Genomic DNA, 20,979 nt, shown 5'->3' with positions numbered 1-20,979 from the left:
TCCGCCTTCCGCTCGTCACGAATGCACGCCATAATGGCGCATGCAATTGACCTCGCGCCTTACGCTGATGAACTGGCTGACCGGCCAGGGGCTCACGGGCCTGCCTGAAATTGAACTGCTCCGCGGCTTTTGCGAGCGTTGCTGCGCCGAGGGGCTGGAACTGTCGCGTGGCCTCGTCGTCATCGACACGCTGCATCCGATCTATGAAGGCCGCGGCTTCCGCTGGAGCGATCGTCCCAGCAACGAGAGCGATGCCTTCGAATACGGCTCGACCGCCGACGGCGACGCCGCCAAGAGCTGGCGCCGCTCGGTGTTCTTCCACATGCTCGAGAATGGCCACGACGAGATGGTGATCGATCTCGCCGATGCGCCGTCGATGGATTTCTCGCAGATCGGCGAGCTCGCCGAGAAGGGCCACAAGCACTATCTCGCCTTCGTCCACCGCTTCGGCGAGAACGGCGCGCTTGGCCTGATGGATTGCCTCTATTCCTGCTGGACCACCCGCCGCGCGAGCGGGTTCTCCGGACTGGAGCTGGAAGCGCTGCGCGATCTGGTTCCGGTGTTGGGGCTCGCGATCAAGTCGGCGCAGCAGGTCGACATCGCGCGCACGCTCGGCCGGGTCTATCTCGGCCGCGACGCCTCCGAGCAGGTGCTGCGCGGGCGCATCTCGCGCGGCGTCACCGAGCGCATCAATGCCGTGCTTTGGTATTCGGACCTGCGCGGCTCGACCGGCATCAGCGAGAGCATCGGTCCCGACGAGATCATCCCGTTCCTCAACGACTATGCGCAGGCCGTGATCGATCCGATCCACGAAGCCGGCGGCGACGTACTGAAGCTGATCGGCGACGGCGTGCTCGCGATGTTCTGGGGCGAGGACATGGCGGATGCGCGGCGGGCCGCGCTCCGCGCCGAGCACCTGTTCCGCAAGAATGTCGCTGCGCTGAACGAACGGCGGGCGGCGGAGGGCCGTCCGACCACGTCAGCCTATATCGGCCTGCATGTCGGCGAGGTCTTCTACGGCAATATCGGCAGCGAGGACCGGCTTGATTTCACCGTGGTCGGCCCGACCGTCAACGAGGTCAGCCGCATCGCCTCGATGAGCCGCTCGGTGGATCGCGAGCTCTTGGCCTCGTCCGAATTCTACAAGGGCCTAGATGCCGCCGGCCGCCGCTATCTCGTCTCCACCGGCCGCTACGCGCTGCGCGGCATCGGCCGCGCGCAGGATCTCTACACGCTCGATCCGGAAGTCGACGCGAGCGAGCCGGTCAGGGGCAGCTACGAGCGCTATCTGGCGGGTTAGTCTCCGCGGCCTCAACAGGCGCCGTCATTGCGAGCGCAGCGAAGCAATCGAGGGTCCCTCAACGGAGGGACCTTGGATTGCGTCGTCGCTACGCTCCTCGCAATGCACTTGTGGTCAGCACCGCGCCGCCACCTCATCTCCCACCATGTCTGGCTGCCGGTCCAGTCCCACTGCCGGTGACAGCAGGATCACCAGCGCCTGCACGCCGAATAACGCCGCGGCGAGATAGAGGCATGCCTCCGCGCTCCAGAGGCCGCCGACGAGCGCGCCCAGCACTGAACCGAGCGGGCGGGCGCCGTAGCTCATGATGTTGATGGCGGAGACGCGGCCGAGCAGGCGCGGCGGCGTCACGGACTGGCGCAGCGTCGTGGTCGAGATCACCCATAGGATCGGGCCGACGCCGAGCAGGAAGAAGCTCAAGCCCGCGAGCCAGGGCGAGGGGACCAGCACCGTCAGCGCCATCACCAAGGCGGCGACAAAGCCGGTGACGGGGCCGAGCCCCACCACGGTGCCAAAGGCGATGCGCTTCATCACGCGCGTGGCGAGGAGCGCGCCGATCACCATGCCGACGCCGTACATCGTCAGCACCGTGCCGACACCGGCGGCGCTCAGACCGAGATGGCGCACGGCGTAAGGCACGAACACCGCAATTTGCAGGAACCAGCCGGTGTTGAAGATGAACTGGGTGATGAAGACCGGCCGCAGCAGCGGATGGTGAAACACGAAGGCCGCGCCCTCGCGGATCTCTTGGAGCGGATGCCGCCGGGGCGCCGGCGCACGTGCGGGCTCGTAGATGCCGGAGAGCAGCACGACCGCGATGGCCGAGAGCGCCGCGGCAAAGCCGAACGCCGGGCTCGCGCCCCACCACCCAACCAGCGCACCGCCGAGTGCAGGCCCGCTGGCGAAGGCGATGGTGCGCGCCAGCTCGATGCGCGCATTCGCCGCCGGCAACAAGTTGGAGCTCACCAGCGAGGGCACCAGCGCCGGTGCTGCCACGCTGTAAACGACGGTGCCGCACACGGCGGCGAAGCCGAGCAGGGCCAGCAGCGGCAGGTTGAGGGCTCCCAGCGTGAGCAGCAGCACGACGGCCGCGAGCGCCACCGCCCGCAGTGCCTCGGCGCTCGCCATCAGCCTGCGGCGGGAAATTCGGTCTGCAAACACGCCGGCGGGGATGGCGAACAGGACGAAGGGCAGGGTGAGCGCGGTCTGCAGCAGGCCGGTCTGGCCTTCGGCCACCCCCAGCGTCAGCACGGCGACGATGGGCGCTGCCGCGAGCGCGATCTGCTCGGCCGACTGCGCTGCGAGATTGGACCAGGCGAGGCGGTTGAAAGTGTCAGGAAGGCGAGGCGGCGTTGACATGGCGCATATCCCGTAGAGGCGAATTTGCGCCAATGTTGGCCCCCGATGACCACCAAACCCACCCGCTTCCCGACAAGAGGCGATTTCCGCGATCGGCGGCGGGAATGCCCGCCGCTAGATGCAGTTGCAAATGAGTTGCAATAAGAATGAACTTGGGTATTCTGCCGATATGGATGCCCGATCACCCCACATAACTCCCGACCTCGCCGGCTGGCGCGCTGATGCGCCCACCACCAAAAGCCTCGCTGAGGTTAATTCCACCGTTGCCATTCCCGCCGCGGGCCGCTGGTGGCGCCGGCTGCTGGCCTTCGTCGGGCCGGGCTACCTCGTCTCGGTCGGCTATATGGACCCCGGCAATTGGGCGACCGATCTCGCCGGCGGGTCGAAGTTCGGCTACACGCTGCTCTCCGTCATCCTGATCTCGAACTTGATGGCGATCCTGCTCCAGTCGCTGGCGGCTCGGCTCGGCATCGTCACCGACCGCGATCTCGCGCAGGCCTGCCGCGCCTCCTATCCCCGGGTGGTGAACTTCCTGCTCTGGCTCGCCTGCGAGGCGGCCATCATCGCCTGCGATCTCGCCGAGGTGATCGGCACGGCGATCGCGCTGAAGCTGCTGTTCGGCATTCCCCTGATCGGGGGCGCATTGATTGCAGCCCTCGACGCCTTCCTGCTGCTGCTGCTGATGAACCGGGGCTTCCGCTTCCTGGAGGCTTTCGTCATCGCGCTGCTGGTGGTGATCGCCGTTTGCTTCGCGGTGCAGATCGCGGCGGCGGCTCCGCCGGTGGCAGAGGTCTTGCGGGGCTTCGTGCCCAAGAGCGAGATCTTCACCAATTCCGACATGCTCTACATCGCGATCGGCATCATCGGCGCCACCGTGATGCCGCACAATCTCTACCTGCACTCCTCGATCGTGCAGACGCGCGCTTATGAACGCAACGACACCGGCCGGCGCGAAGCGATCAAATGGGCGACGACGGACTCGACCATCGCGCTGATGCTGGCGCTGTTCATCAACGCCGCGATCCTTGTCGTCGCTGCTGCGACCTTCCACAAGAGCGGCCACTCCGACGTGGCCGGGATTGAGCAGGCGTTCGAACTGCTGTCGCCGCTGCTCGGCCTCGGCATCGCCTCGACGCTGTTCGCGGTGGCGCTGCTCGCCTCGGGCCTCAACTCGACGGTCACTGCGACGCTCGCCGGCCAGATCGTGATGGAGGGCTTTCTCGATCTGCGCCTGCCCAGCTGGGCGCGCCGCCTCTTGACCCGCGGCATCGCCATCATTCCCGTGATCATCGTCACCGCGATCTACGGCGAGCGCGGCACTGCGGATTTGCTGGTGTTCAGCCAGGTCGTGCTGTCGATGCAGCTGCCTTTCGCGGTGATTCCGCTGGTCCGCTTCGTCTCCGACCGCCGCAAGATGGGCAAGTTCGCGATCCCGATGTCGGTTGCCGCGGTCGCCTGGATCGTCGCGGGCATCATCGTGATTTTGAATCTGAAGCTGCTGGCAGATACGTTTTTTGGGTGAGTAGCGAATGGCGAGTAGCGAGTGGGGGGTGTCATCCTATTCGCTACTCGCCATTCACTAATCCTGCGGCTCGGACGCCGTGTCGCCCTGCGCGTCGATGCGCAGCCAGCCTGAGGGGGCGAGGCGCTGCTGCGGCAGGAAGCGGGCCTTGTAGTCCATCTTCTTAGAGCCTTCGATCCAGTAGCCGAGATAGACGTAAGGCAGCCCTTGCCGTCGCGCACGGGCGATATGGTCGAGGATCATGAAGGTGCCCATCGAGCGGCTGACCTGGCCAGGCTCGAAGAACGAATAGACCATCGACAGGCCGTCGCTGAGAACGTCGGTGAGCGCCACTGCGATCAGCTCCTCGCCGCGGCCGGTGATGCCGCTGTCGGGGCCGCGCTTGCGGTATTCGATGATGCGGGTCTCGACGTGGCTGTCCTCGACCATCATGGCGTAGTCGAGCACGGTCATGTCGGCCATCCCGCCGTGGCGGTGGCGGGCGTCGAGATAGGCGCGGAACACCGAATATTGCTCGGAGGTCGGCACCGCGCTGCGCTGCTCGCCGATGATGTCGGCGTTACGGGCCATCACCTTGCGGAAGTTGCGCGAGGGGCGGAACTCGTTGGCGATGACTCGGACCGAGACGCAGGCCCGGCACTGGTCGCAGGCGGGACGGTAGGCGATCGACTGGCTGCGGCGGAAACCGCCATGGGTGAGCAGGTCGTTGAGGTCACCGGCGCGGTCTCCGACCAGATGCGTGAACACCTTGCGCTCATGTCGGCCCGGCAAATACGGGCAGGGTGAGGGCGCCGTGAGGTAAAACTGGGGGGTGTCGCGCGAGTGCTGGGTCAAGGGACGTCGTGGGCCTCCGAAACAGGCATCAGCATCGCGCTCCAAAAGCCCCCGGTCAATCGATTAGCTCACCACGTCCGCGCCGCCTGCGGAGTGGGTATGCGAACCGAATTGTTGATCACGACCGTTCCCAGCACGAAATCGTGCAGCAGGCGACGGCGGCCGTTGAACAGGCCGACCAGCACCACGAACGGCGACAGGAACGAGACCGTCACCCAGAACAGCACGGCATGGGTGGCGCCGAGCACGAAGTAGCCGGGCGCGCCGTACCAGGTGCGCAGCTCCAGGTCCATCAGGCGCATGCCGACCGTGGCGGAGGACGCACCGCCGATGCTGGCGCCGTAATAGACGATAGCCCAGATCACGGAGGCCGGCCAGGCGATCCAGAACAGCGCCCAGCCGATGCCGAGGGTGACCACGCCGAACAAGGCGATGAAGATGTAGCCGAGGATCACCGGCACCGAGATCACGACCATGTCGATCAGGAAGGCGAACACCCGCCGCGTCGCGACGCCCCGGAACAGTTCCGGATGCAGGTCAGGGTCGTAGGCATGCGGTTGCATGGCGCCGTCATCGCGCCAGCCTCCTGAATTGCCCGAGTTGTACGACATGGACCGTTCTCCCAGCGAAGCCCCCCCCCGCAGGACATGGGAACAGGCCATGCCCGTGCCAAGGGCGCGCGGGCGGCAGCAAGCCGAAATATTCCGGCGATTCGGGGGCGGTGGATCGGGCGGTCCTCTAGGGTGGGCCAAGGCGCGCTTGCGCCGTGCCCACCATTGCCCGCCGACTTACACGATGGATGAATCGGTGGGCCCGCTTCGCTTGGCCCACCCTACGACAGCTTACGTCTGGCCCCGCAGCTTCTCCGCCGCCTTCGGCGCAAAATAGCTCAGCACACCGTCGGCGCCGGCGCGTTTGAAGGCGAGCAGGCTTTCCATCATGGCACGGTCGCCGTCGAGCCAGCCGTTGTTCGCGGCTGCGGCGATCATCGCGTATTCGCCGGAGACCTGATAGGCGAAGGTCGGCATCGCAAACGTGTCCTTCACGCGGCGGACCACGTCGAGATAGGGCATGCCGGGCTTCACCATCACCATGTCGGCGCCCTCGGCGATGTCGAGCTCGACCTCGCGCAGCGCTTCATCGGTGTTGGCGCTATCCATCTGATAGGTGCGCTTGTCGCCGGTGAGCGTCTTGGCCGAGCCGATGGCGTCGCGGAACGGGCCATAGAAGGCGGAGGCGTATTTCGCGGCATAGGCCATGATCTGCACGTCGAGCAGGCCGGCGCGGTCCAGCCCCTCGCGGATCGCGGCGACGCGGCCGTCCATCATGTCGGAGGGCGCGATGATGTCGCAGCCGGCTTCGGCCTGCACCAAGGCCTGACGCACCAGCACGGCGACCGTCTCGTCATTCAGGATCTTGCCGTCGGAGATCAGGCCGTCATGGCCGTGGCTGGTGAAGGGATCGAGCGCGACGTCGCAGAGGATACCGATCTCCGGAAACTCCTTCTTGATCGCGCGCACGGCCTGGCAGACCAGGTTGTTCGGGTTGGTGGCTTCCGAGCCTTCCTCGTCGCGCAGGGACGGATCGGTGTAGGGAAACAGCGCGATGCAGGGGATGGTCAGCTTCATCGCGCGCTCGGCCTCGCGCACGGCCTGGTCGACGCTGAGGCGGTCGACGCCGGGCATCGAGGCGACCTGCTCGCGCTTGTTGGTGCCGTCGATCAGGAACAGCGGCCAGATCAGGTCGTCGGTGGTGAGGACGTTCTCGCGCACCATGCGCCGGGCCCACTCGGCCTTGCGGTTGCGGCGCGGACGGACGGTCAGATCGAGGGCATGCGGCACTGCCGTGCTGTCCCGGCGCGAAACGTCGCGCAATTCGATCGGACGTCCGTATTTGATCGCCATCACTCTTCCTCCGGCTGGAATTATTCTTATACCAGCTCGCATGGTTCCCGTCACCGCGGCTTGACCTGCCGCAAGGCAGATCTGAACCTGACTTGGGCAGCCGATTGATTTTGCGGGCCGAAGCAGCCAGAAGGGGCCATGTCCGAGATCTCCACCCGCGATGCGGCCCAAGGCGGCGCCAATGCCAGGGACGCTGCCCGTGACACTGCCCGAGAGAGCGCGCTCTCAGTGGCGGCGATCTCCTCGGAGCGCTCGGAGTCCGACGACAATGTCTGGACCCGACGGCTGGTGCTGTTCCTGCGGGTGATGGCGCTGCTCTCGATCCTGAAAGGCCTCTATCACTGGGCGCAGGTCACGGGCTTCGTCGGCGGCGAGGACGAGGCGTTCGAGAACCAGTCGATGGCCTGGCAGGCCGCGACGGTCTACTTCGCGGTGATCGAGCTCGTCGCCGCCGTCGGCCTCTGGCTGGCGACGCCCTGGGGCGCGGTGGTGTGGCTGACGACCGTGGTGTCGATGGCCGTGATCGAGCTGATGTTCCCGGGAATCTACGGCGGCAGCCTCGTCGTGGTCGGCATCGAGGTCTTCATGCTTGCCGCTTATCTTGCGCTCGCCTGGATGGCCGCGCGCGAGCGGCCGCCGTAGCGCGCAGAGATTCACGCTCACGCTCTCGTGCCCCGGACGCAATGCAGCACGCCGAAGTTTGCGGCGTGATGCGTTGCAGAGCCGGGGCCCATCTTTCCGATATCTCGCTTTTGGCTTCTGGGATCCCGGGTCGGCGCGCCGCTTGCTGCGCTTGTCCGGGACAGGAGAATGTTGCGTTTGGTTGACCGCTGGTTGCCTAAAATTCGCGGTAAGTTTTCATTGACCAGCCGGTTCCGCCACAGCTCTTACGCGTGCGTTTCGAAACGGGGCGGGGCTGTTCTGGAATGCGACAACAGCGGCGGACGGAGGGTGAACAGGACCTTGCGAAGGTCAACAGAGGCTTTCAAAAAGTACTTGTGGCACAGGCTTAATGCGCAATTCACTGTCTTAAATTCATGATCTCTTTATTCTCTTATTTAAGCCGATCTTCAAACGCCCCTCTTAAGTTGCACCTATCAGACGGGACACAAGTTTCGTCGAATAAGTGTCGATAAAAACGACAACAGGGGAAGTGTCATGATGAAAGCCGTCGCAACTGCGGCAGATACCGCAGAGCGCGTCTCCGGCCAGCAGGGTTCGGTGCAGTCGCTCTATCTGGAAGCTTTGACTCTGGTGGAGCGGCTGCATCGCCGGCTCCTCGACGTGATCAAGGACGAATTCGATCGCCGCGGCCGCGCGGACATCAACTCGGTCCAGGCGCTCTTGCTCTACAACATCGGCGACAAGGAGCTGACCGCGGGCGAATTGCGCACGCGCGGTTACTATCTCGGCTCCAACGTCTCCTACAATCTGAAGAAGCTCGTCGAGCTCGGCTTCCTCGATCATCAGCGCTCGCGCGTCGATCGCCGCTCGGTGCGCATCCGCCTGACCCCGCAGGGCCAGGAAGTCCGCCGCATCGTCGATGCGCTCTACCAGAAGCACGTCAAGACGGTGGAGCAGGTCGGCGGCATCTCCGGCGACGAGTTTGCGAACCTCAACAAGTCGCTGCACCGCCTGGAGCGGTTCTGGACCGACCAGATCCTCTATCGCCTCTGAGTTCTAAAGGGATCTGGGCGAAGCCGGCCCGCAACAAGACCGGCAGCCCTCCCGAACGTGCCTGACTTCCCCAAGCGCGCTGGTCCGGAGTTGCCCCGGACCGGTGCGTTGATATTTTTTTGCACCTGCGAAAAAATCCCCCCGGCAGCCAGGAACCAGTTCCGGGCTCGGCGCTTATCTTCTTCGGATCGGAGAAACGGCGATGCTGGTCGAGCGCGGGCTTCGGGTGATGAACGTGGAACTCGTCAGCGAGGCCTACGCCATCGCCGCGAACTACCTTCGCCGCTCCGGCGCAATCCCGGACACTCTCGTCACCGACGACCGCCTGCTTCACCTGATCGTCAAGCTGCTCCAGCAGGGCGAATTCAACAAGATCAGGCTGGCCAACAGGGCGATCGCCCGGTTCCAGGCGCAGACCGAGGCCAGAGCGGTTGCCTGATCAAAACCCCCAAGATCCCGACCAACCAGAGGATGCCATGGAAGCTGCCATCGACCGCATCATGCAGACCTACGACCTGCTCGCCAACCGCACCGCGGCGGCCAGCGCCGAGGCGCGTGAAAAGGTCACGAACTACCTCAACATCCTGATGGAAGCCGGCGAGACCGACACCCATAGGTTGACGGTCTGCGGCCTGACCTATCTGCGCCAGCTCGACGGCAGCGTCGACCCCGTGAAGGCGGGGTATACCGGGCTGTAAAACGACGCCGGCTGCCCCGGCGGCAGCTGGCAAGAAATAAGGCCCAAAGCGGCCCCACCCGGATATTGACGGGGAGCGGATCTCGCAAGACCGCTCCCGGGCTGAAAACCTCCAATCCCACCATATCTTGCATAAATATCAGGCCCGACCCGCAAATGCTTGGCCGCGGTCGGCCGATGTGGTAGATCGCGCGTGCTTCCGACCGCCACACCAGACCCGCCCGTAGCCCGCCAAAAGGCTGCGGCGGTGGAGATATTCGCAAGATGACCGCACCCAAGTCCGCCTCCGCGCCCGATTCGTTTTTCACCGCCTCGCTCGAGCAGGCCGATCCGGAAATCGCTGCCGCCATCAAGGGTGAGCTCGGTCGGCAGCGCCACGAGGTCGAGTTGATCGCCTCCGAGAACATCGTCAGCCGGGCCGTGCTGGAAGCGCAGGGTTCGGTCATGACCAACAAATACGCGGAAGGTTATCCGGGCGCGCGCTATTACGGCGGTTGTGAGTGGGTCGACGTCGCCGAGAACCTTGCGATCGATCGTGCCAAGAAGCTGTTCGGCGCCAGCTTTGCGAACGTGCAGCCGAACTCCGGCAGCCAGATGAACCAGGCGGTGTTCCTGGCGCTGCTGCAGCCCGGCGATACCTTCATGGGCCTGGATCTCGCCGCCGGCGGCCATCTCACCCATGGCTCGCCCGTGAACATGAGCGGCAAGTGGTTCAAGGCCGCGCACTACACCGTGCGCCGCGAGGACCAGATCATCGACATGGATGCGGTGGCCAAGCAGGCCGAAGAGGTCAAGCCGAAGCTGATCATCGCCGGCGGCTCGGCCTATTCGCGCGCCTGGGACTTCAAGCGTTTCCGCGAGATCGCCGACAGCGTCGGCGCTTACCTGCTGGTCGACATGGCGCATTTCGCTGGGCTCGTCGCCGGCGGCGTGCATGCTTCCCCGGTGCCGTATGCGCACGTCACCACCACCACGACGCACAAGTCGCTGCGTGGTCCGCGCGGCGGCCTGATGCTGTGGAATGACGAGACGCTGACCAAGAAGCTCAACTCGGCGATCTTCCCGGGTCTGCAGGGCGGTCCTTTGATGCACGTGATTGCAGCCAAGGCGGTCGCCTTCGGCGAGGCGCTGCGTCCGGATTTCAAGGTCTACGCCAAGAACATCGTCGAGAACGCCAAGGCCTTGGCCGAGACGTTGAAGGGCCATGGTCTCGATATCGTCTCCGGCGGCACCGACAATCATCTGATGCTGGTCGATCTCCGGCCGAAGGGCCTGAAGGGCAACGTCTCGGAGAAGGCGCTGGTTCGCGCCGCCATCACCTGCAACAAGAACGGCATTCCGTTCGACCCGGAATCGCCCTTTGTGACCTCGGGCATTCGGCTCGGCACGCCGGCTGCGACCAGCCGCGGCTTCGGCGTGGCCGAATTCCAGCAGGTCGGCGGCATGATCGCCGAGGTCCTCAATGCGATCGCGCAATCCTCCGACGGCAAGGCGCCGCTGGTGGAGGCTGCGGTCAAGGAACGGGTCAAGGCGCTCACCGACCGGTTCCCGATCTACCAGTAAGGCGCCGCATGATCCGGAAAAGTGGGTACCGGTTTTCCGAAGAGATCATGCGAAAATAAAGGTCACACGGATGCGCTGCCCGAACTGCAACAGTCTCGATACGCAGGTAAAGGACTCGCGTCCGACCGAGGACTCGTCCGTGATCCGCAGGCGGCGCGTGTGCGTCGCCTGCAATTTCCGCTTCACCACCTTCGAGCGCGTACAGCTGCGCGAGCTCACGGTGATCAAACGCAACGGCCGCCGCGTGCCGTTCGATCGCGACAAGCTGATGCGCTCGGTGCAGATCTCACTTCGCAAGCGGCAGGTCGAGCCGGAGCGCGTCGAGAAGATGGTCTCCACCATCGTGCGCGAGCTCGAGACCGGAGGCGAGGCCGAGATCTCCTCGGAGGTGATCGGCGAGACCGTGATGGAGCATCTGCGCACGCTCGACGACGTCGCCTATGTGCGCTTTGCCTCGGTCTACCGCAATTTCCGCGAGGCCAAGGATTTCGCCGACGTGCTCGGCGAGCTCTCCGGCGAGGAGGAAGCGCGGCTCGCCGCGATCCGCAAATGATCTTCCGCATCCTGGAAGACCAGTTCGCGCAGAAGGCCCGCGAGGCCAAGGATGCTGATCGCCGTTTCATGGAGCTGGCGCTTGCGCTCGGTCGGCGCGGGCAGGGCCGGACCTGGCCCAATCCGGCCGTGGGCGCCGTCATCGTCAAGGACGGCGTCATCGTCGGCCGCGGCTGGACGCAAGCAGGCGGACGTCCGCACGGTGAGCCCGAGGCGTTGCGGCGGGCGGGCGAAGCAGCGCGGGGCGCCACGCTCTACGTCACGCTGGAGCCGTGCTCGCATTTCGGCAAGTCGCCGCCTTGCGCCGATGCTGTGATCGCCGCCGGCATCAAGCGCGTGGTGGCGGCGATCGAGGACCCCAATCCGGAAGTTGCGGGCCAGGGCCATGCGCGCCTGCGCGCCGCCGGCATCAATGTGGACGTCGGTCTGTGCGCGGCGGAGGCCGCGTTCGACCATGCCGGCCATTTCCGCCGCATCCGGGACCAGCGTCCTCATGTGATCCTGAAGCTCGCGGTCTCGCCTGACGGCAAGATCGGTGCGGCCGGCGGCAAGCCCCTTGCGATCACGGGGGAGGCGGCACGCAACCGCGTGCATCTGCTCCGCGCGCAAAGCGATGCCATCCTGGTCGGCATCGGCACGGTGCTGGCGGATGATCCGCAGCTCAACTGCCGCCTGCCGGGCATGGCGGCGCGCTCGCCGGTGCGTGTGGTGCTCGACCGGAGCCTGCGCATTCCCGCATCGAGCCAGCTGGTTCGGTCCGCGCGCGAGACGCCGCTTTGGGTGATCGCGTCTGAGCTTGCGGAAGCGGCCGCCGCGACGCGCCTTGGCGCGGCCGGTGCGCAAATCATGCGCATGCCTCCGGGGAGTGCATCCGGGCTCGATCTTTCGGCCGTGCTGCATGCGCTGGCGGACAAGGGCATCACACGGCTGATGGTCGAGGGCGGCAGCCGCGTTGCGGCATCGTTCGTCGCGGCCGATCTCGTCGACGAGGTCTGGCTGTTCCGCGGAGCGGAAGCGGTCGGCGAAGGCGGCGTCGATGCGCTCGATGCATTGCCCCTGTCGAAAATCACGCAGTCGCCGGCCTACAAGGTTCATGCTAGCGAGACCTGCGGCAAGGATAACCTCACCATCTACGAGCGCGCGTAATGTTCACCGGCATTGTCACCGATATCGGCGAGATCGTCAGCTTCACGCCAACGGCGCCGGGGCAGCTGCACCGGCTGCGGATCGCCTGCCGCTACGATCAGAGCACGATTGCGGACGGCGCCTCGATCGCCTGCAACGGTGTGTGCCTGACCGTGGTTGCCTCGGGCGTTTCGGATGGCAGGGACTCCAAGCAAAGGACCTGGTTCGACGTTGACACCGCGGCCGAGACGCTGGCGCTGACGACGGCCAAGCACTGGAAGGTCGGCACCAGGCTCAACCTCGAGCGCGCGCTGAAGATCGGCGATGAGCTCGGCGGCCATATCGTCGCCGGCCACGCCGATGGCATTGCAACCATCGTCAGCCGCGAGGACTTGCCGGATATGGCGCGGTTCGTGCTCTCGACGACGCGGGAGCTGGCCCGGTTCATCGCCACCAAGGGCTCGATCACGCTCGACGGCGTCTCGCTGACGATCAATACGGTTGCAGACGTGACCTTTTCGGTGCTGATCATTCCGCACACGCTTGATGTTACGACGATCGGCAGCTGGAAGGCGGGGGATGAGGTTAATATCGAGGTCGACCTGATGGCCCGCTACGCGGCGCGGCTGACGGAAATGACGGTCTCTTAGAACTTGGCTTACATGCTTCCGGCGACTACATAGCGCCGACCCCTTTCGAAACGGATTGAACGATGGCAGACGCGCGGCGCGCACCCCTGAAGGACCAGACCGACATTTCCGGCGCGCGCGCGCTGATTGTCGAGGCGCGGTTCTATGACGATCTCCAGGATGCGCTGCTGGACGGCGCGGTGGCCGAGCTGAAGGCGGCCGGCCTGACCCACGACGTCATTACGGTTCCCGGTGCGCTGGAGATCCCCGCGGCAGTCGCCATCGCGGTCGATGCCGCGGCGGCGAACGGCAGGCCCTATGATGCGGTGATCGCGCTCGGCTGCGTGATCCGCGGCGACACCATTCATTTCGAGATCGTCTCGCAGGAATCCTCGCGCGCGCTGATGGACCTCGCCGTTGCGCGGAAGCTGCCGCTCGGCAACGGCATCCTCACCGTCAACACCGAGGCGCAGGCCTGGGCGCGGGCGCGTGCCAGCGAGCTCAACAAGGGCGGCGATGCCGCGCGCGCCGCGCTTGCGATGCTGCGCATTAAACGCCGCCTGGCGCGGGCCTGAAGCCATGGCCGATAACACCAAGAAGCCGACCGGCGTTGTCGAGAAGAAGGCGAACCGGCGCGGTGCGGCACGGCTCGCAGCCGTGCAGGCACTGTACCAGATGGACATCGCCGGTGCGGGCATCAACGACATCTTTGCCGAATTCGAAAGCCATTGGCTCGGCAACGAGGTCGAGGGCGAGACGTATCTGCCGGCGGAAGCCGCCTTTTTCCGCGACGTCGTCTCCGGCGTCGTCCGCGACCAGAAGAAGCTCGATCCTCTGATCGACGAGGCGCTGTCGAAGGGCTGGCCGCTCAAGCGGATCGAGGCGATCCTGCGGGCAGTGCTGCGGGCAGGAGCCTATGAGCTCCAGCATCGCAAGGACGTGCCGGGCCGGGTGGTGGTCTCCGAATATGTCGACGTCGCCAATGCTTTCGTCGACCGCGAGGAGACCGGCATGGTCAACGCCGTGCTCGACCAGATCGGCCGGCAGTTTCGCGGCGACGAGTTCGGGCGGGGGTAGTTTCCCGCGAGGGCGGTGAAGTGATGCGAGACGACTGCCCCATTCTTCGTCGTCATCACCCGCGAAGGCGGGTGATCCAGTACGCCGCGGCCTATCGGGCTAACACGACTGTCTCTCGAATACTGGATCGCCCGGTCAAGCCGGGCGATGACAGCGGTGGATGGGGCTGACGCCGATGGAAACCACACAAAATCCCTCCGGCGAAGACTCCCTCATCGCGCGCTATTTCAAACCGCTGGCGACCGATTCCGGCGCGTTCGGGTTGGTCGACGACGCGGCGGTGCTGTCCTCGTCCGGCGAGGACATCGTCGTCACCACCGACGCGGTGGTGGAGGGCGTGCATTATCTTGCCGGCGATCCGCCTGACAACATCGCGCGCAAGGCGCTGCGGGTGAACCTGTCCGATCTCGCGGCGAAAGGAGCGACGCCGGCAGGCTTCGTGCTGACGCTGGCGCTGCGCAGCAAGGAGGATGCCTGGCTGCGTCCCTTTGCGGACGCGCTGGGCGAGGATGCGAAGACCTTCGCTTGTCCTCTGCTCGGTGGCGACACGGTGTCGACGCCGGGCCCGCAGATGATCTCGATCACCGCCTTCGGCCGTGTGCCTCAGGGGCGGATGATCGGCCGCACCGGCGCAAGGCCGGGCGACCGCGTCCTGGTCACGGGCACGATCGGCGATGCCGCGCTCGGCCTCGACGTGCTCAAAGGCGGGGCTGCCGCCAGCGCGCTGACCTCCGATCCCGCTGCACGGGATTTTCTGGTCTCGCGCTATCGGGTGCCGCAGCCACGCAACGTGCTGGCGCCGGCCCTGCGCGATCATGCCACCGCGGCGATGGACGTCTCCGACGGGCTCGCCGGCGATCTGACCAAGCTCTGCGCCGCCTCCGGGGTCTCGGCCTCGGTCGACGTGACGAGCCTGCCACTCTCTGCCGCGGCAGCCAGCCTTCGCGCCCGCAACGTCGCGTCTGTCGAGACGCTGCTTGCCGGGGGCGACGACTACGAGGTGCTCTGCACCGTTCCGCCGGCACAATGCGAGACGCTGATTGCCGCGGGGCAGTCCCTCGGCGTTGCCGTGACTGCAATCGGTACCATCACGGAGGGGCAGAAGCCGCTGCGCTTCCTGGACGGGCAGGGCCAGGATCTGCTTTTGACGCGGCTGTCCTACAGCCACTTCTAGGAATTGCTCCAAACCGGCATCTGAGTTCTCAGCGCTTGGTCCTAAATACCTGCCAAGATCGGCCTTTTCGGGCTGATCCGGCGTTGCACCCTCAATGTGATTTTGGCAAGCTCGCGGCCGACTGGAGCCGTCCCTTAAGGGCAAGGGGGCGGCTTTGTTCAAAATCAAGGCGCTTCACCGCACGACGGACAACAAAAGGCGCCGGGGGTACATCAAGGATCTGAGGCAAACATCACATGACAGCATTATGGTTGATAGTGCTCTGCGGAGCGCTTTCCGTCGCCTACGCGATTTGGGCGACGTCTTCGGTCTTGGGCGCGGATGCGGGGTCGCCGCGCATGCAGGAGATCGCAGGGGCGGTGCGCGAAGGCGCACAAGCCTATCTCCGGCGGCAATACACCACGATCGGTATCGTCGGCATCGTCATCTTCGTACTGCTTGCCTATTTCCTCGGGCTCTATGTCGCGATCGGTTTCGCCATCGGCGCGATCCTGTCCGGCGCTGCGGGCTTCATCGGCATGAACGTCTCGGTCCGCGCCAATGTGCGCACCGCCCAGGCCGCGACGACGTCGCTGGCCGGCGGCCTGGAGCTCGCCTTCAAGGCGGGCGCCATCACCGGCCTTCTGGTGGCGGGTCTGGCGCTGCTCGGCGTGACGCTCTATTTCGGCTTCCTGGTCCATTCGCTGAAGCTCGCGCCGGATAGCCGCGTCGTCGTCGACGCCCTGGTGGCGCTCGGCTTCGGCGCCTCGCTGATCTCGATCTTCGCCCGTCTCGGCGGCGGCATCTTCACCAAGGGTGCGGACGTCGGCGGCGACCTCGTCGGCAAGGTCGAGGCCGGCATTCCCGAGGATGACCCGCGCAACCCTGCGACCATCGCCGACAACGTCGGCGACAACGTCGGCGACTGCGCCGGCATGGCCGCCGACCTGTTCGAGACCTATGCGGTGACCGCGGTCGCCACCATGGTCCTGGCGGCGATCTTCTTCGCCAAGACGCCGATCCTCGCCAACATGATGACGCTGCCGCTCGCGATCGGCGGCATCTGCATCATCACCTCGATCATCGGCACCTTCTTCGTCAAGCTCGGGCCGAGCCAGTCGATCATGGGCGCGCTTTACAAGGGCCTGATCGCAACGGGCATCCTGTCGCTGATCGGCATCGCCCTGGTGATCTACTACCTGATCGGCTTCGGCAAGCTCGAGGGCGTCAACTACACCGGCCTGGCGCTGTTCGAGTGCGGCGTGGTCGGTCTCATCGTCACCGCCCTGATCATCTGGATCACCGAATACTACACCGGGACCGACTATCGTCCGGTGAAGTCGATCGCCCAGTCCTCGGTCACCGGCCACGGCACCAACGTGATCCAGGGCCTCGCCATCTCGATGGAAGCGACCGCGTTGCCTGCGATCGTCATCATCGCCGGCATCCTGGTCACCTACAGCCTCGCCGGGCTGTTCGGCATCGCGATCGCGACCGCCACCATGCTGGCGCTGGCCGGCATGATCGTCGCCCTCGACGCCTTCGGCCCCGTCACCGACAATGCCGGCGGCATTGCCGAAATGGCGGGACTGCCGAAGGAGGTGCGCAAGTCGACCGACGCGCTCGACGCGGTCGGCAACACCACCAAGGCGGTCACCAAAGGCTACGCGATCGGCTCCGCTGGTCTCGGCGCCCTGGTGCTGTTCGCGGCCTACAACGAGGACCTCAAGTTCTTCGTGGCCCGCTCCGCGCAGCATCCCTACTTCGCCGGCGTCAATCCGGACTTCTCACTGAACAATCCCTACGTCGTGGTGGGCCTGCTGTTCGGCGGTCTGTTGCCGTACCTGTTCGGCGCGATGGGCATGACCGCGGTCGGCCGTGCGGCCGGTGCGATCGTCGAGGAGGTCCGTCGCCAATTCCGCGAGAAGCCGGGCATCATGCAGGGCACCGACAAGCCTGATTACGGCAAGGCGGTCGACTTGCTCACGCGCGCGGCAATCAAGGAGATGATCATCCCCTCGCTGCTGCCGGTGCTGTCGCCGATCGTCGTCTACTTCCTGATCTATGCGATCGCGGGCGGCGGCGCGGCCGGCAAGTCGGCGGCATTCTCGGCCGTCGGCGCCATGCTGCTCGGCGTCATCGTGACGGGCCTGTTCGTCGCGATCTCCATGACCTCGGGCGGCGGCGCCTGGGACAACGCCAAGAAGTACATCGAGGACGGTCATTTCGGCGGCAAGGGCTCTGATGCCCATAAGTCCGCGGTGACCGGCGATACCGTCGGCGATCCCTACAAGGACACGGCGGGACCTGCGGTGAACCCGATGATCAAGATCACCAATATCGTGGCCCTGCTGCTGCTGGCGATCCTGGCGCACTGAGCGGCGCTGACGCGACAAGAGAAAACCCCGCGGCGTGAGCCGCGGGGTTTTTGATTTGGCGATCCGACGCTCTCCCGACGTCATTGCGAGGAGCTCTTGCGACGAAGCAATCCAGCATCGTTCCGCAGAGACAGCCTGGATTGCTTCGCTTCTCTCGCAATGACGTGAGAGAGACCTACTGCACGTCCATCTGCAGGCCTTCCTTCTGGATGATGCCGGCGAACTTCTTCGTCTCGGCGTCCACGAAGGCGGCGAACTGCTCGGGCGTGCCGTAGTCGGCGCGGGCGCCCATGGCGGCGATCTGCTTCTTGACGTCCTCGCGCTCCAGCATCGCCTTGACCTGGAGATTGAGCGCGCCCAGCACCTCGGGCGAAGCGCCCTTCGGCAGGAAGACCGCGAACCAGGAGGACACGTCGAAATTCGCCAGCTCCGACGCGCTCTCGCGCATGGTCGGCAGGTCTTTGGCGAGGTCGCTGCGCTCGGGCGTGGTGACGCAGAGACCGTTGAGCGTGCCGCTCTGCACCTGAGGCAGGGTCGGATAGAGATTGTCGAACAGGATCTGGATGTCGCCGGCAAGGGCGGCCTGGAGCGCGGGGCCGGCGCCGCGGAACGGGATGTGCGTCATCTTCAGGCCGGTGAGCTGGAGAAACCAGGCGCCGGTGAGGTGGGGGCTCTGGCCGACGCCGGAGGAGGCGTAGCTGAGCTTGTCCGGATTGGCCTTCAGATACGCGATCAGCTCGGGAATCGTTTTGATGCCGGTCTTCGGATGCGCCGAGACGATGTTCGGAATCCGGATCATGTTCGAGACCGGCTGAAGCTGGTCCGGCTTGTAGCTGAGGTTCTTGAAGATGCTGTAGGCGATCGCGTTCGGGCCGGGGTTGCCGACCAGGATGGTGTGACCATCCGGCTTGGCGCGCACGGCCTCGGCGGTGCCGATCGTGCCGCCGCCGCCGGAGCGGTTTTCCACCACAGTCGACTGACCCCAGGCGGTTTGCAGATGCGCGGCCAGGAGGCGGCCCATCACGTCCGTCGAGCCGCCGGCCGCGGCCGGCACGATGAGACGAACGTTTTCAGTGGGCTTCCAGTCGGCAAGGCTCGATCGCGGTAGAATCGCTGCGGCCGAAAGGCCGGCAGCACCGGCGAGCACACGACGGCGGGACAACAAAGGCTTATGCACGAATCCACTCCTGCTTTTTGCTTTGCGGGAACCGTAGGGAACGGCACGTGCGACCGCAAGTCGCGCGCGACGACAAGTGCCGCGCAGAGAGCGGCACGACGACGCAGGCGTAAGCCCATATACCTTGCGATGGAATTAAGCGGCTTCAGGAGCCTCGTTCGACGCGCATTTTCGACGCGAAGCGACAAGCCGCTTCGATCGAATCCTTCGACGGCCTCAGTTGAAGCTGAGCAGCTTGAACAGCGGGGTAAGGTAGCTCATCTCCTGACCCGACGTCGGCGTGGTGCGGCTGATGAAGTCGAAGATCTTGCCGTCCTGGAGACCGTAATTCGCAAGCCGGCGCACGCGCCGGGTCTTGTCGAAATAGACTGCGATGACACGCTGATCGACCACCTTCTGGTTCATGAAGGCGACCGGGCGCTCCGAGCGCTGCGAGATGTAGTAGAACACTTCACCGTCGAGGGTCGCGACCGTCGAAGGCGTGCCCATCACGATCAGCACCTGATCCTGGCTCGCGCCGATCGGAATCTGCTCGAGCGCGCCGGGCGGCAGGATGTAGCCTTTCTGGAACTGCTCGCCGGTGCAAGCTGCAAGGGCCACGCCGATCACGGCGGTGGCCGCGAGCATGCGCAGGCCGCGCCAACAGGCATGAAGGCCGCGCCGCATATCCGCGCGCAGGCTGATCTGGTTCGTTGTCGTCATAGCGGAACTGATTCCGTCCCCTTGCGTCGCGCGAGGCGCTGAAGTACCGGGCTGGGCGTCTGAATGCAACTCGCGCGCGCCCGCTTGCGGAAACCACAATGCTTTGGCCGTTCAATCACTTCAGGAAACCCCGGCGAACCCCGCCCGGCACCATTGAGGCCATCTATGGCATGATCGTGACGCAGGCGCGAGAACCCCTGTTTTACCGGGTTTTGGGTGTGCCCGATACGGTTAACGGGCGTTTCGACCTGTTGCTGCTGCATCTCTGGCTGCTGCTGCGCCGTCTGCGCGCGGTTCAGGGCGCCGCGGAGCTGTCGCAGGCGCTGTTCGACCGCTTCTGCGAGGACATGGACGACAATCTGCGCGAGATGGGGGTGGGCGACCAGACCGTGCCGAAGCGGATGCGGGCCTTCGGCGAGGCATTCTACGGCCGCGTCCAGGCCTACGACCAGGCGATGGAAGCCGGCGGCGAGGCGCTGGCAGCGGCGATCTGCAAGAATATCTTGAATGGGACCGGCTTCGACCAGGCGGAGCGGCTCGCGGCCTATGCGAGGGCCAGCGAGGCCGATCTTGGCCGGACCGACGAGGCCGCGCTGCTGCGCGCGTCCTTCAAGTTTCCCCGGGCGCTGTCAGAGGATGTCACGCCATGAGCCGACCAGATACCGAGCGCGATCCCTGGCGGGCGCCCGTCATCGTTGCGCAAATCCCGGACGGCGGGTTGCATCGCGAGCTCGAGGCCTCAGTGGCCGAGCGGCAGGCGATGGCGGAGGTTGCGGGCTTGCGCGAGATCCTGTCCGCCCATGCCAGCTTCGATGTTGTGCCGAAAAGCGGGGGGCGGGTCCAGGTCACGGGCCTGGTTCGTGGCCGGATCGGCCAGACCTGCGTCGTCACGCTGGATCCGATCGAGAGCGAGATCGAGGAGGAGGTGGACCTGATGTTCGCCCCCGAGGCCGAGGCGCGCCGCCTGGCCGATCTGATCGAGGAGGGGCAGGACGACGAGGCGCCGCCCGAGGTTGCCGACCCGCCCGAGCCGATCACGGGCGGCATCATCGACCTCGGCCGGCTCGCCACCGACGTCCTGTTCCTGGCGATCGATCCCTATCCACGCAAGGAGGGGGCCGTGTTCGAGGCGGAGGTCACCGCTCCCGACCCCGAAGACCATCCCTTCGCCGTGCTGAAGGCATTGCAGGACAAGAAGAAGGGCCAATGAGGGGCATTTTGGCTCGCGGCTGCCTTGCCAGGGGACGCGAGCCATTTGCCCTGATGGTTTGAGACAGCTGTTTATCTCACTGATTTCAATGGATTTCTCGCGAAATCCGCGCCCGGCGGC

Annotated in this window: 22 protein-coding genes; 16 read left to right on the top strand and 6 right to left on the bottom strand. The window is 65.4% G+C overall.

All coding sequences use genetic code 11. From position 1 onward, the window contains the following. The first annotated feature begins 40 nt into the window (after positions 1–40). Positions 41–1,300, top strand: coding sequence for an adenylate/guanylate cyclase domain-containing protein (locus GA0061099_RS20500; RefSeq protein WP_036014983.1), 1,260 nt, complete (start codon positions 41–43; stop codon positions 1,298–1,300). Positions 1,301–1,414: 114 nt separating this feature from the next. On the opposite strand, the gene GA0061099_RS20495 is transcribed toward GA0061099_RS20500, so the two are convergent. Further along, positions 1,415–2,659 (bottom strand): MFS transporter, encoded by a 1,245-nt coding sequence (locus GA0061099_RS20495; protein ID WP_036014982.1) that lies wholly within the window; start codon positions 2,657–2,659, stop codon positions 1,415–1,417. Between the two features lie 169 nt (positions 2,660–2,828). Here GA0061099_RS20495 and GA0061099_RS20490 point away from each other — a divergent pair, with 169 nt between their 5' ends. Further along, entirely contained in the window at positions 2,829–4,181 is a 1,353-nt protein-coding gene (locus GA0061099_RS20490; RefSeq protein WP_036014980.1) for an Nramp family divalent metal transporter, read from the top strand. 57 nt (positions 4,182–4,238) lie between these two features. Here GA0061099_RS20490 and GA0061099_RS20485 read toward each other — a convergent pair whose 3' ends face one another. The 3 genes from GA0061099_RS20485 to hemB form a co-directional block, all read right to left on the bottom strand. Further along, positions 4,239–5,015 (bottom strand): arginyltransferase, encoded by a 777-nt coding sequence (locus tag GA0061099_RS20485; RefSeq protein WP_036014979.1) that lies wholly within the window; start codon positions 5,013–5,015, stop codon positions 4,239–4,241. A 68-nt stretch (positions 5,016–5,083) separates the two neighbouring features. Then, complete coding sequence (locus GA0061099_RS20480; RefSeq protein ID WP_074448003.1) at positions 5,084–5,626, bottom strand: RDD family protein; 543 nt, start codon at positions 5,624–5,626, stop codon at positions 5,084–5,086. A 231-nt stretch (positions 5,627–5,857) separates the two neighbouring features. Then, positions 5,858–6,919 (bottom strand): porphobilinogen synthase, encoded by a 1,062-nt coding sequence (gene hemB / locus GA0061099_RS20475; RefSeq protein WP_036025484.1) that lies wholly within the window; start codon positions 6,917–6,919, stop codon positions 5,858–5,860. A 138-nt stretch (positions 6,920–7,057) separates the two neighbouring features. Between hemB and GA0061099_RS20470 the strand changes: the two genes are divergently transcribed. The 12 genes from GA0061099_RS20470 to GA0061099_RS20415 all read left to right on the top strand — a co-directional run bounded on the left by GA0061099_RS20470 (position 7,058) and on the right by GA0061099_RS20415 (position 17,770). Next, complete coding sequence (locus tag GA0061099_RS20470; protein WP_036025482.1) at positions 7,058–7,561, top strand: DUF6163 family protein; 504 nt, start codon at positions 7,058–7,060, stop codon at positions 7,559–7,561. A 516-nt stretch (positions 7,562–8,077) separates the two neighbouring features. Next, on the top strand, positions 8,078–8,596 hold the full coding sequence (gene ldtR / locus GA0061099_RS20465) for a transcriptional regulator LdtR (protein WP_036025481.1): 519 nt from the start codon (positions 8,078–8,080) through the stop codon (positions 8,594–8,596). A 202-nt stretch (positions 8,597–8,798) separates the two neighbouring features. After that, positions 8,799–9,035 carry a hypothetical protein gene (locus GA0061099_RS20460; protein ID WP_036010478.1) on the top strand — a complete coding sequence of 79 codons (237 nt, stop codon included), beginning with the start codon at positions 8,799–8,801 and terminating at the stop codon, positions 9,033–9,035. Positions 9,036–9,072: 37 nt separating this feature from the next. Then, on the top strand, positions 9,073–9,294 hold the full coding sequence (locus GA0061099_RS20455; RefSeq protein WP_025036694.1) for a hypothetical protein: 222 nt from the start codon (positions 9,073–9,075) through the stop codon (positions 9,292–9,294). Positions 9,295–9,557: 263 nt separating this feature from the next. After that, complete coding sequence (glyA, locus tag GA0061099_RS20450; protein WP_036025480.1) at positions 9,558–10,856, top strand: serine hydroxymethyltransferase; 1,299 nt, start codon at positions 9,558–9,560, stop codon at positions 10,854–10,856. A 70-nt stretch (positions 10,857–10,926) separates the two neighbouring features. Beyond that, positions 10,927–11,409, top strand: coding sequence for a transcriptional regulator NrdR (gene nrdR / locus GA0061099_RS20445; RefSeq protein WP_011087793.1), 483 nt, complete (start codon positions 10,927–10,929; stop codon positions 11,407–11,409). Next, positions 11,406–12,554 carry a bifunctional diaminohydroxyphosphoribosylaminopyrimidine deaminase/5-amino-6-(5-phosphoribosylamino)uracil reductase RibD gene (ribD, locus tag GA0061099_RS20440; RefSeq protein WP_036010471.1) on the top strand — a complete coding sequence of 383 codons (1,149 nt, stop codon included), beginning with the start codon at positions 11,406–11,408 and terminating at the stop codon, positions 12,552–12,554. The genes nrdR and ribD overlap by 4 nt, the downstream gene beginning before the upstream one ends. Next, positions 12,554–13,183, top strand: coding sequence for a riboflavin synthase (locus GA0061099_RS20435; RefSeq protein ID WP_074448002.1), 630 nt, complete (start codon positions 12,554–12,556; stop codon positions 13,181–13,183). Before ribD ends, GA0061099_RS20435 begins: the two co-directional genes overlap by 1 nt. A 62-nt stretch (positions 13,184–13,245) precedes the next feature. Further along, entirely contained in the window at positions 13,246–13,737 is a 492-nt protein-coding gene (gene ribH / locus GA0061099_RS20430) for a 6,7-dimethyl-8-ribityllumazine synthase (protein ID WP_036010456.1), read from the top strand. Positions 13,738–13,741: 4 nt separating this feature from the next. Beyond that, positions 13,742–14,239 carry a transcription antitermination factor NusB gene (gene nusB, locus GA0061099_RS20425; RefSeq protein WP_036010453.1) on the top strand — a complete coding sequence of 166 codons (498 nt, stop codon included), beginning with the start codon at positions 13,742–13,744 and terminating at the stop codon, positions 14,237–14,239. A 175-nt stretch (positions 14,240–14,414) separates the two neighbouring features. Beyond that, on the top strand, positions 14,415–15,413 hold the full coding sequence (gene thiL, locus GA0061099_RS20420; RefSeq protein WP_036025476.1) for a thiamine-phosphate kinase: 999 nt from the start codon (positions 14,415–14,417) through the stop codon (positions 15,411–15,413). 236 nt (positions 15,414–15,649) lie between these two features. Continuing rightward, on the top strand, positions 15,650–17,770 hold the full coding sequence (locus GA0061099_RS20415; RefSeq protein ID WP_036010450.1) for a sodium-translocating pyrophosphatase: 2,121 nt from the start codon (positions 15,650–15,652) through the stop codon (positions 17,768–17,770). A gap of 175 nt (positions 17,771–17,945) precedes the next feature. Here the strand turns inward: GA0061099_RS20415 and GA0061099_RS20410 are convergent, their stop codons facing one another. Together GA0061099_RS20410 and GA0061099_RS20405 are read right to left on the bottom strand one after the other, a co-directional pair. Continuing rightward, on the bottom strand, positions 17,946–18,947 hold the full coding sequence (locus GA0061099_RS20410; protein WP_036025470.1) for a Bug family tripartite tricarboxylate transporter substrate binding protein: 1,002 nt from the start codon (positions 18,945–18,947) through the stop codon (positions 17,946–17,948). Between the two features lie 216 nt (positions 18,948–19,163). Further along, entirely contained in the window at positions 19,164–19,649 is a 486-nt protein-coding gene (locus GA0061099_RS20405) for an outer membrane protein assembly factor BamE (protein ID WP_036010444.1), read from the bottom strand. Positions 19,650–19,747: 98 nt separating this feature from the next. On the opposite strand from GA0061099_RS20405, the gene GA0061099_RS20400 reads away from it, so the two are divergent. Together GA0061099_RS20400 and GA0061099_RS20395 are read left to right on the top strand one after the other, a co-directional pair. Then, positions 19,748–20,299, top strand: coding sequence for a ubiquinol-cytochrome C chaperone family protein (locus tag GA0061099_RS20400; protein WP_036025467.1), 552 nt, complete (start codon positions 19,748–19,750; stop codon positions 20,297–20,299). After that, the gene (locus tag GA0061099_RS20395; RefSeq protein WP_036025465.1) at positions 20,296–20,859 is read left to right on the top strand and encodes a YceD family protein; all 564 of its coding nucleotides are present in this window, start codon (positions 20,296–20,298) and stop codon (positions 20,857–20,859) included. Before GA0061099_RS20400 ends, GA0061099_RS20395 begins: the two co-directional genes overlap by 4 nt. The last annotated feature ends 120 nt before the right edge of the window (positions 20,860–20,979 follow it).

Source organism: Bradyrhizobium yuanmingense, from assembly GCF_900094575.1.
Lineage (GTDB): Bacteria > Pseudomonadota > Alphaproteobacteria > Rhizobiales > Xanthobacteraceae > Bradyrhizobium > Bradyrhizobium yuanmingense.
The sequence above is the reverse complement of the archived record's forward strand: the minus strand, read 5'-3'. Positions and strand labels throughout refer to the sequence as shown.

Coding starts and splice junctions, on each gene's coding strand:
- GA0061099_RS20460 (WP_036010478.1), top strand. CDS start 8,799: ATGCTGGTCGAGCGCGGGCTTCGGGTGATGAACGTGGAACTCGTCAGC.
- ldtR (WP_036025481.1), top strand. CDS start 8,078: ATGATGAAAGCCGTCGCAACTGCGGCAGATACCGCAGAGCGCGTCTCC.
- thiL (WP_036025476.1), top strand. CDS start 14,415: ATGGAAACCACACAAAATCCCTCCGGCGAAGACTCCCTCATCGCGCGC.
- nrdR (WP_011087793.1), top strand. CDS start 10,927: ATGCGCTGCCCGAACTGCAACAGTCTCGATACGCAGGTAAAGGACTCG.
- GA0061099_RS20500 (WP_036014983.1), top strand. CDS start 41: ATGCAATTGACCTCGCGCCTTACGCTGATGAACTGGCTGACCGGCCAG.
- GA0061099_RS20400 (WP_036025467.1), top strand. CDS start 19,748: ATGCTTTGGCCGTTCAATCACTTCAGGAAACCCCGGCGAACCCCGCCC.
- ribH (WP_036010456.1), top strand. CDS start 13,246: ATGGCAGACGCGCGGCGCGCACCCCTGAAGGACCAGACCGACATTTCC.
- GA0061099_RS20435 (WP_074448002.1), top strand. CDS start 12,554: ATGTTCACCGGCATTGTCACCGATATCGGCGAGATCGTCAGCTTCACG.
- GA0061099_RS20495 (WP_036014982.1), bottom strand. CDS start 2,659: ATGTCAACGCCGCCTCGCCTTCCTGACACTTTCAACCGCCTCGCCTGG.
- glyA (WP_036025480.1), top strand. CDS start 9,558: ATGACCGCACCCAAGTCCGCCTCCGCGCCCGATTCGTTTTTCACCGCC.
- ribD (WP_036010471.1), top strand. CDS start 11,406: ATGATCTTCCGCATCCTGGAAGACCAGTTCGCGCAGAAGGCCCGCGAG.
- GA0061099_RS20480 (WP_074448003.1), bottom strand. CDS start 5,626: ATGTCGTACAACTCGGGCAATTCAGGAGGCTGGCGCGATGACGGCGCC.
- GA0061099_RS20415 (WP_036010450.1), top strand. CDS start 15,650: ATGACAGCATTATGGTTGATAGTGCTCTGCGGAGCGCTTTCCGTCGCC.
- hemB (WP_036025484.1), bottom strand. CDS start 6,919: ATGGCGATCAAATACGGACGTCCGATCGAATTGCGCGACGTTTCGCGC.
- GA0061099_RS20470 (WP_036025482.1), top strand. CDS start 7,058: ATGTCCGAGATCTCCACCCGCGATGCGGCCCAAGGCGGCGCCAATGCC.
- GA0061099_RS20455 (WP_025036694.1), top strand. CDS start 9,073: ATGGAAGCTGCCATCGACCGCATCATGCAGACCTACGACCTGCTCGCC.
- GA0061099_RS20395 (WP_036025465.1), top strand. CDS start 20,296: ATGAGCCGACCAGATACCGAGCGCGATCCCTGGCGGGCGCCCGTCATC.
- nusB (WP_036010453.1), top strand. CDS start 13,742: ATGGCCGATAACACCAAGAAGCCGACCGGCGTTGTCGAGAAGAAGGCG.
- GA0061099_RS20490 (WP_036014980.1), top strand. CDS start 2,829: ATGGATGCCCGATCACCCCACATAACTCCCGACCTCGCCGGCTGGCGC.
- GA0061099_RS20405 (WP_036010444.1), bottom strand. CDS start 19,649: ATGACGACAACGAACCAGATCAGCCTGCGCGCGGATATGCGGCGCGGC.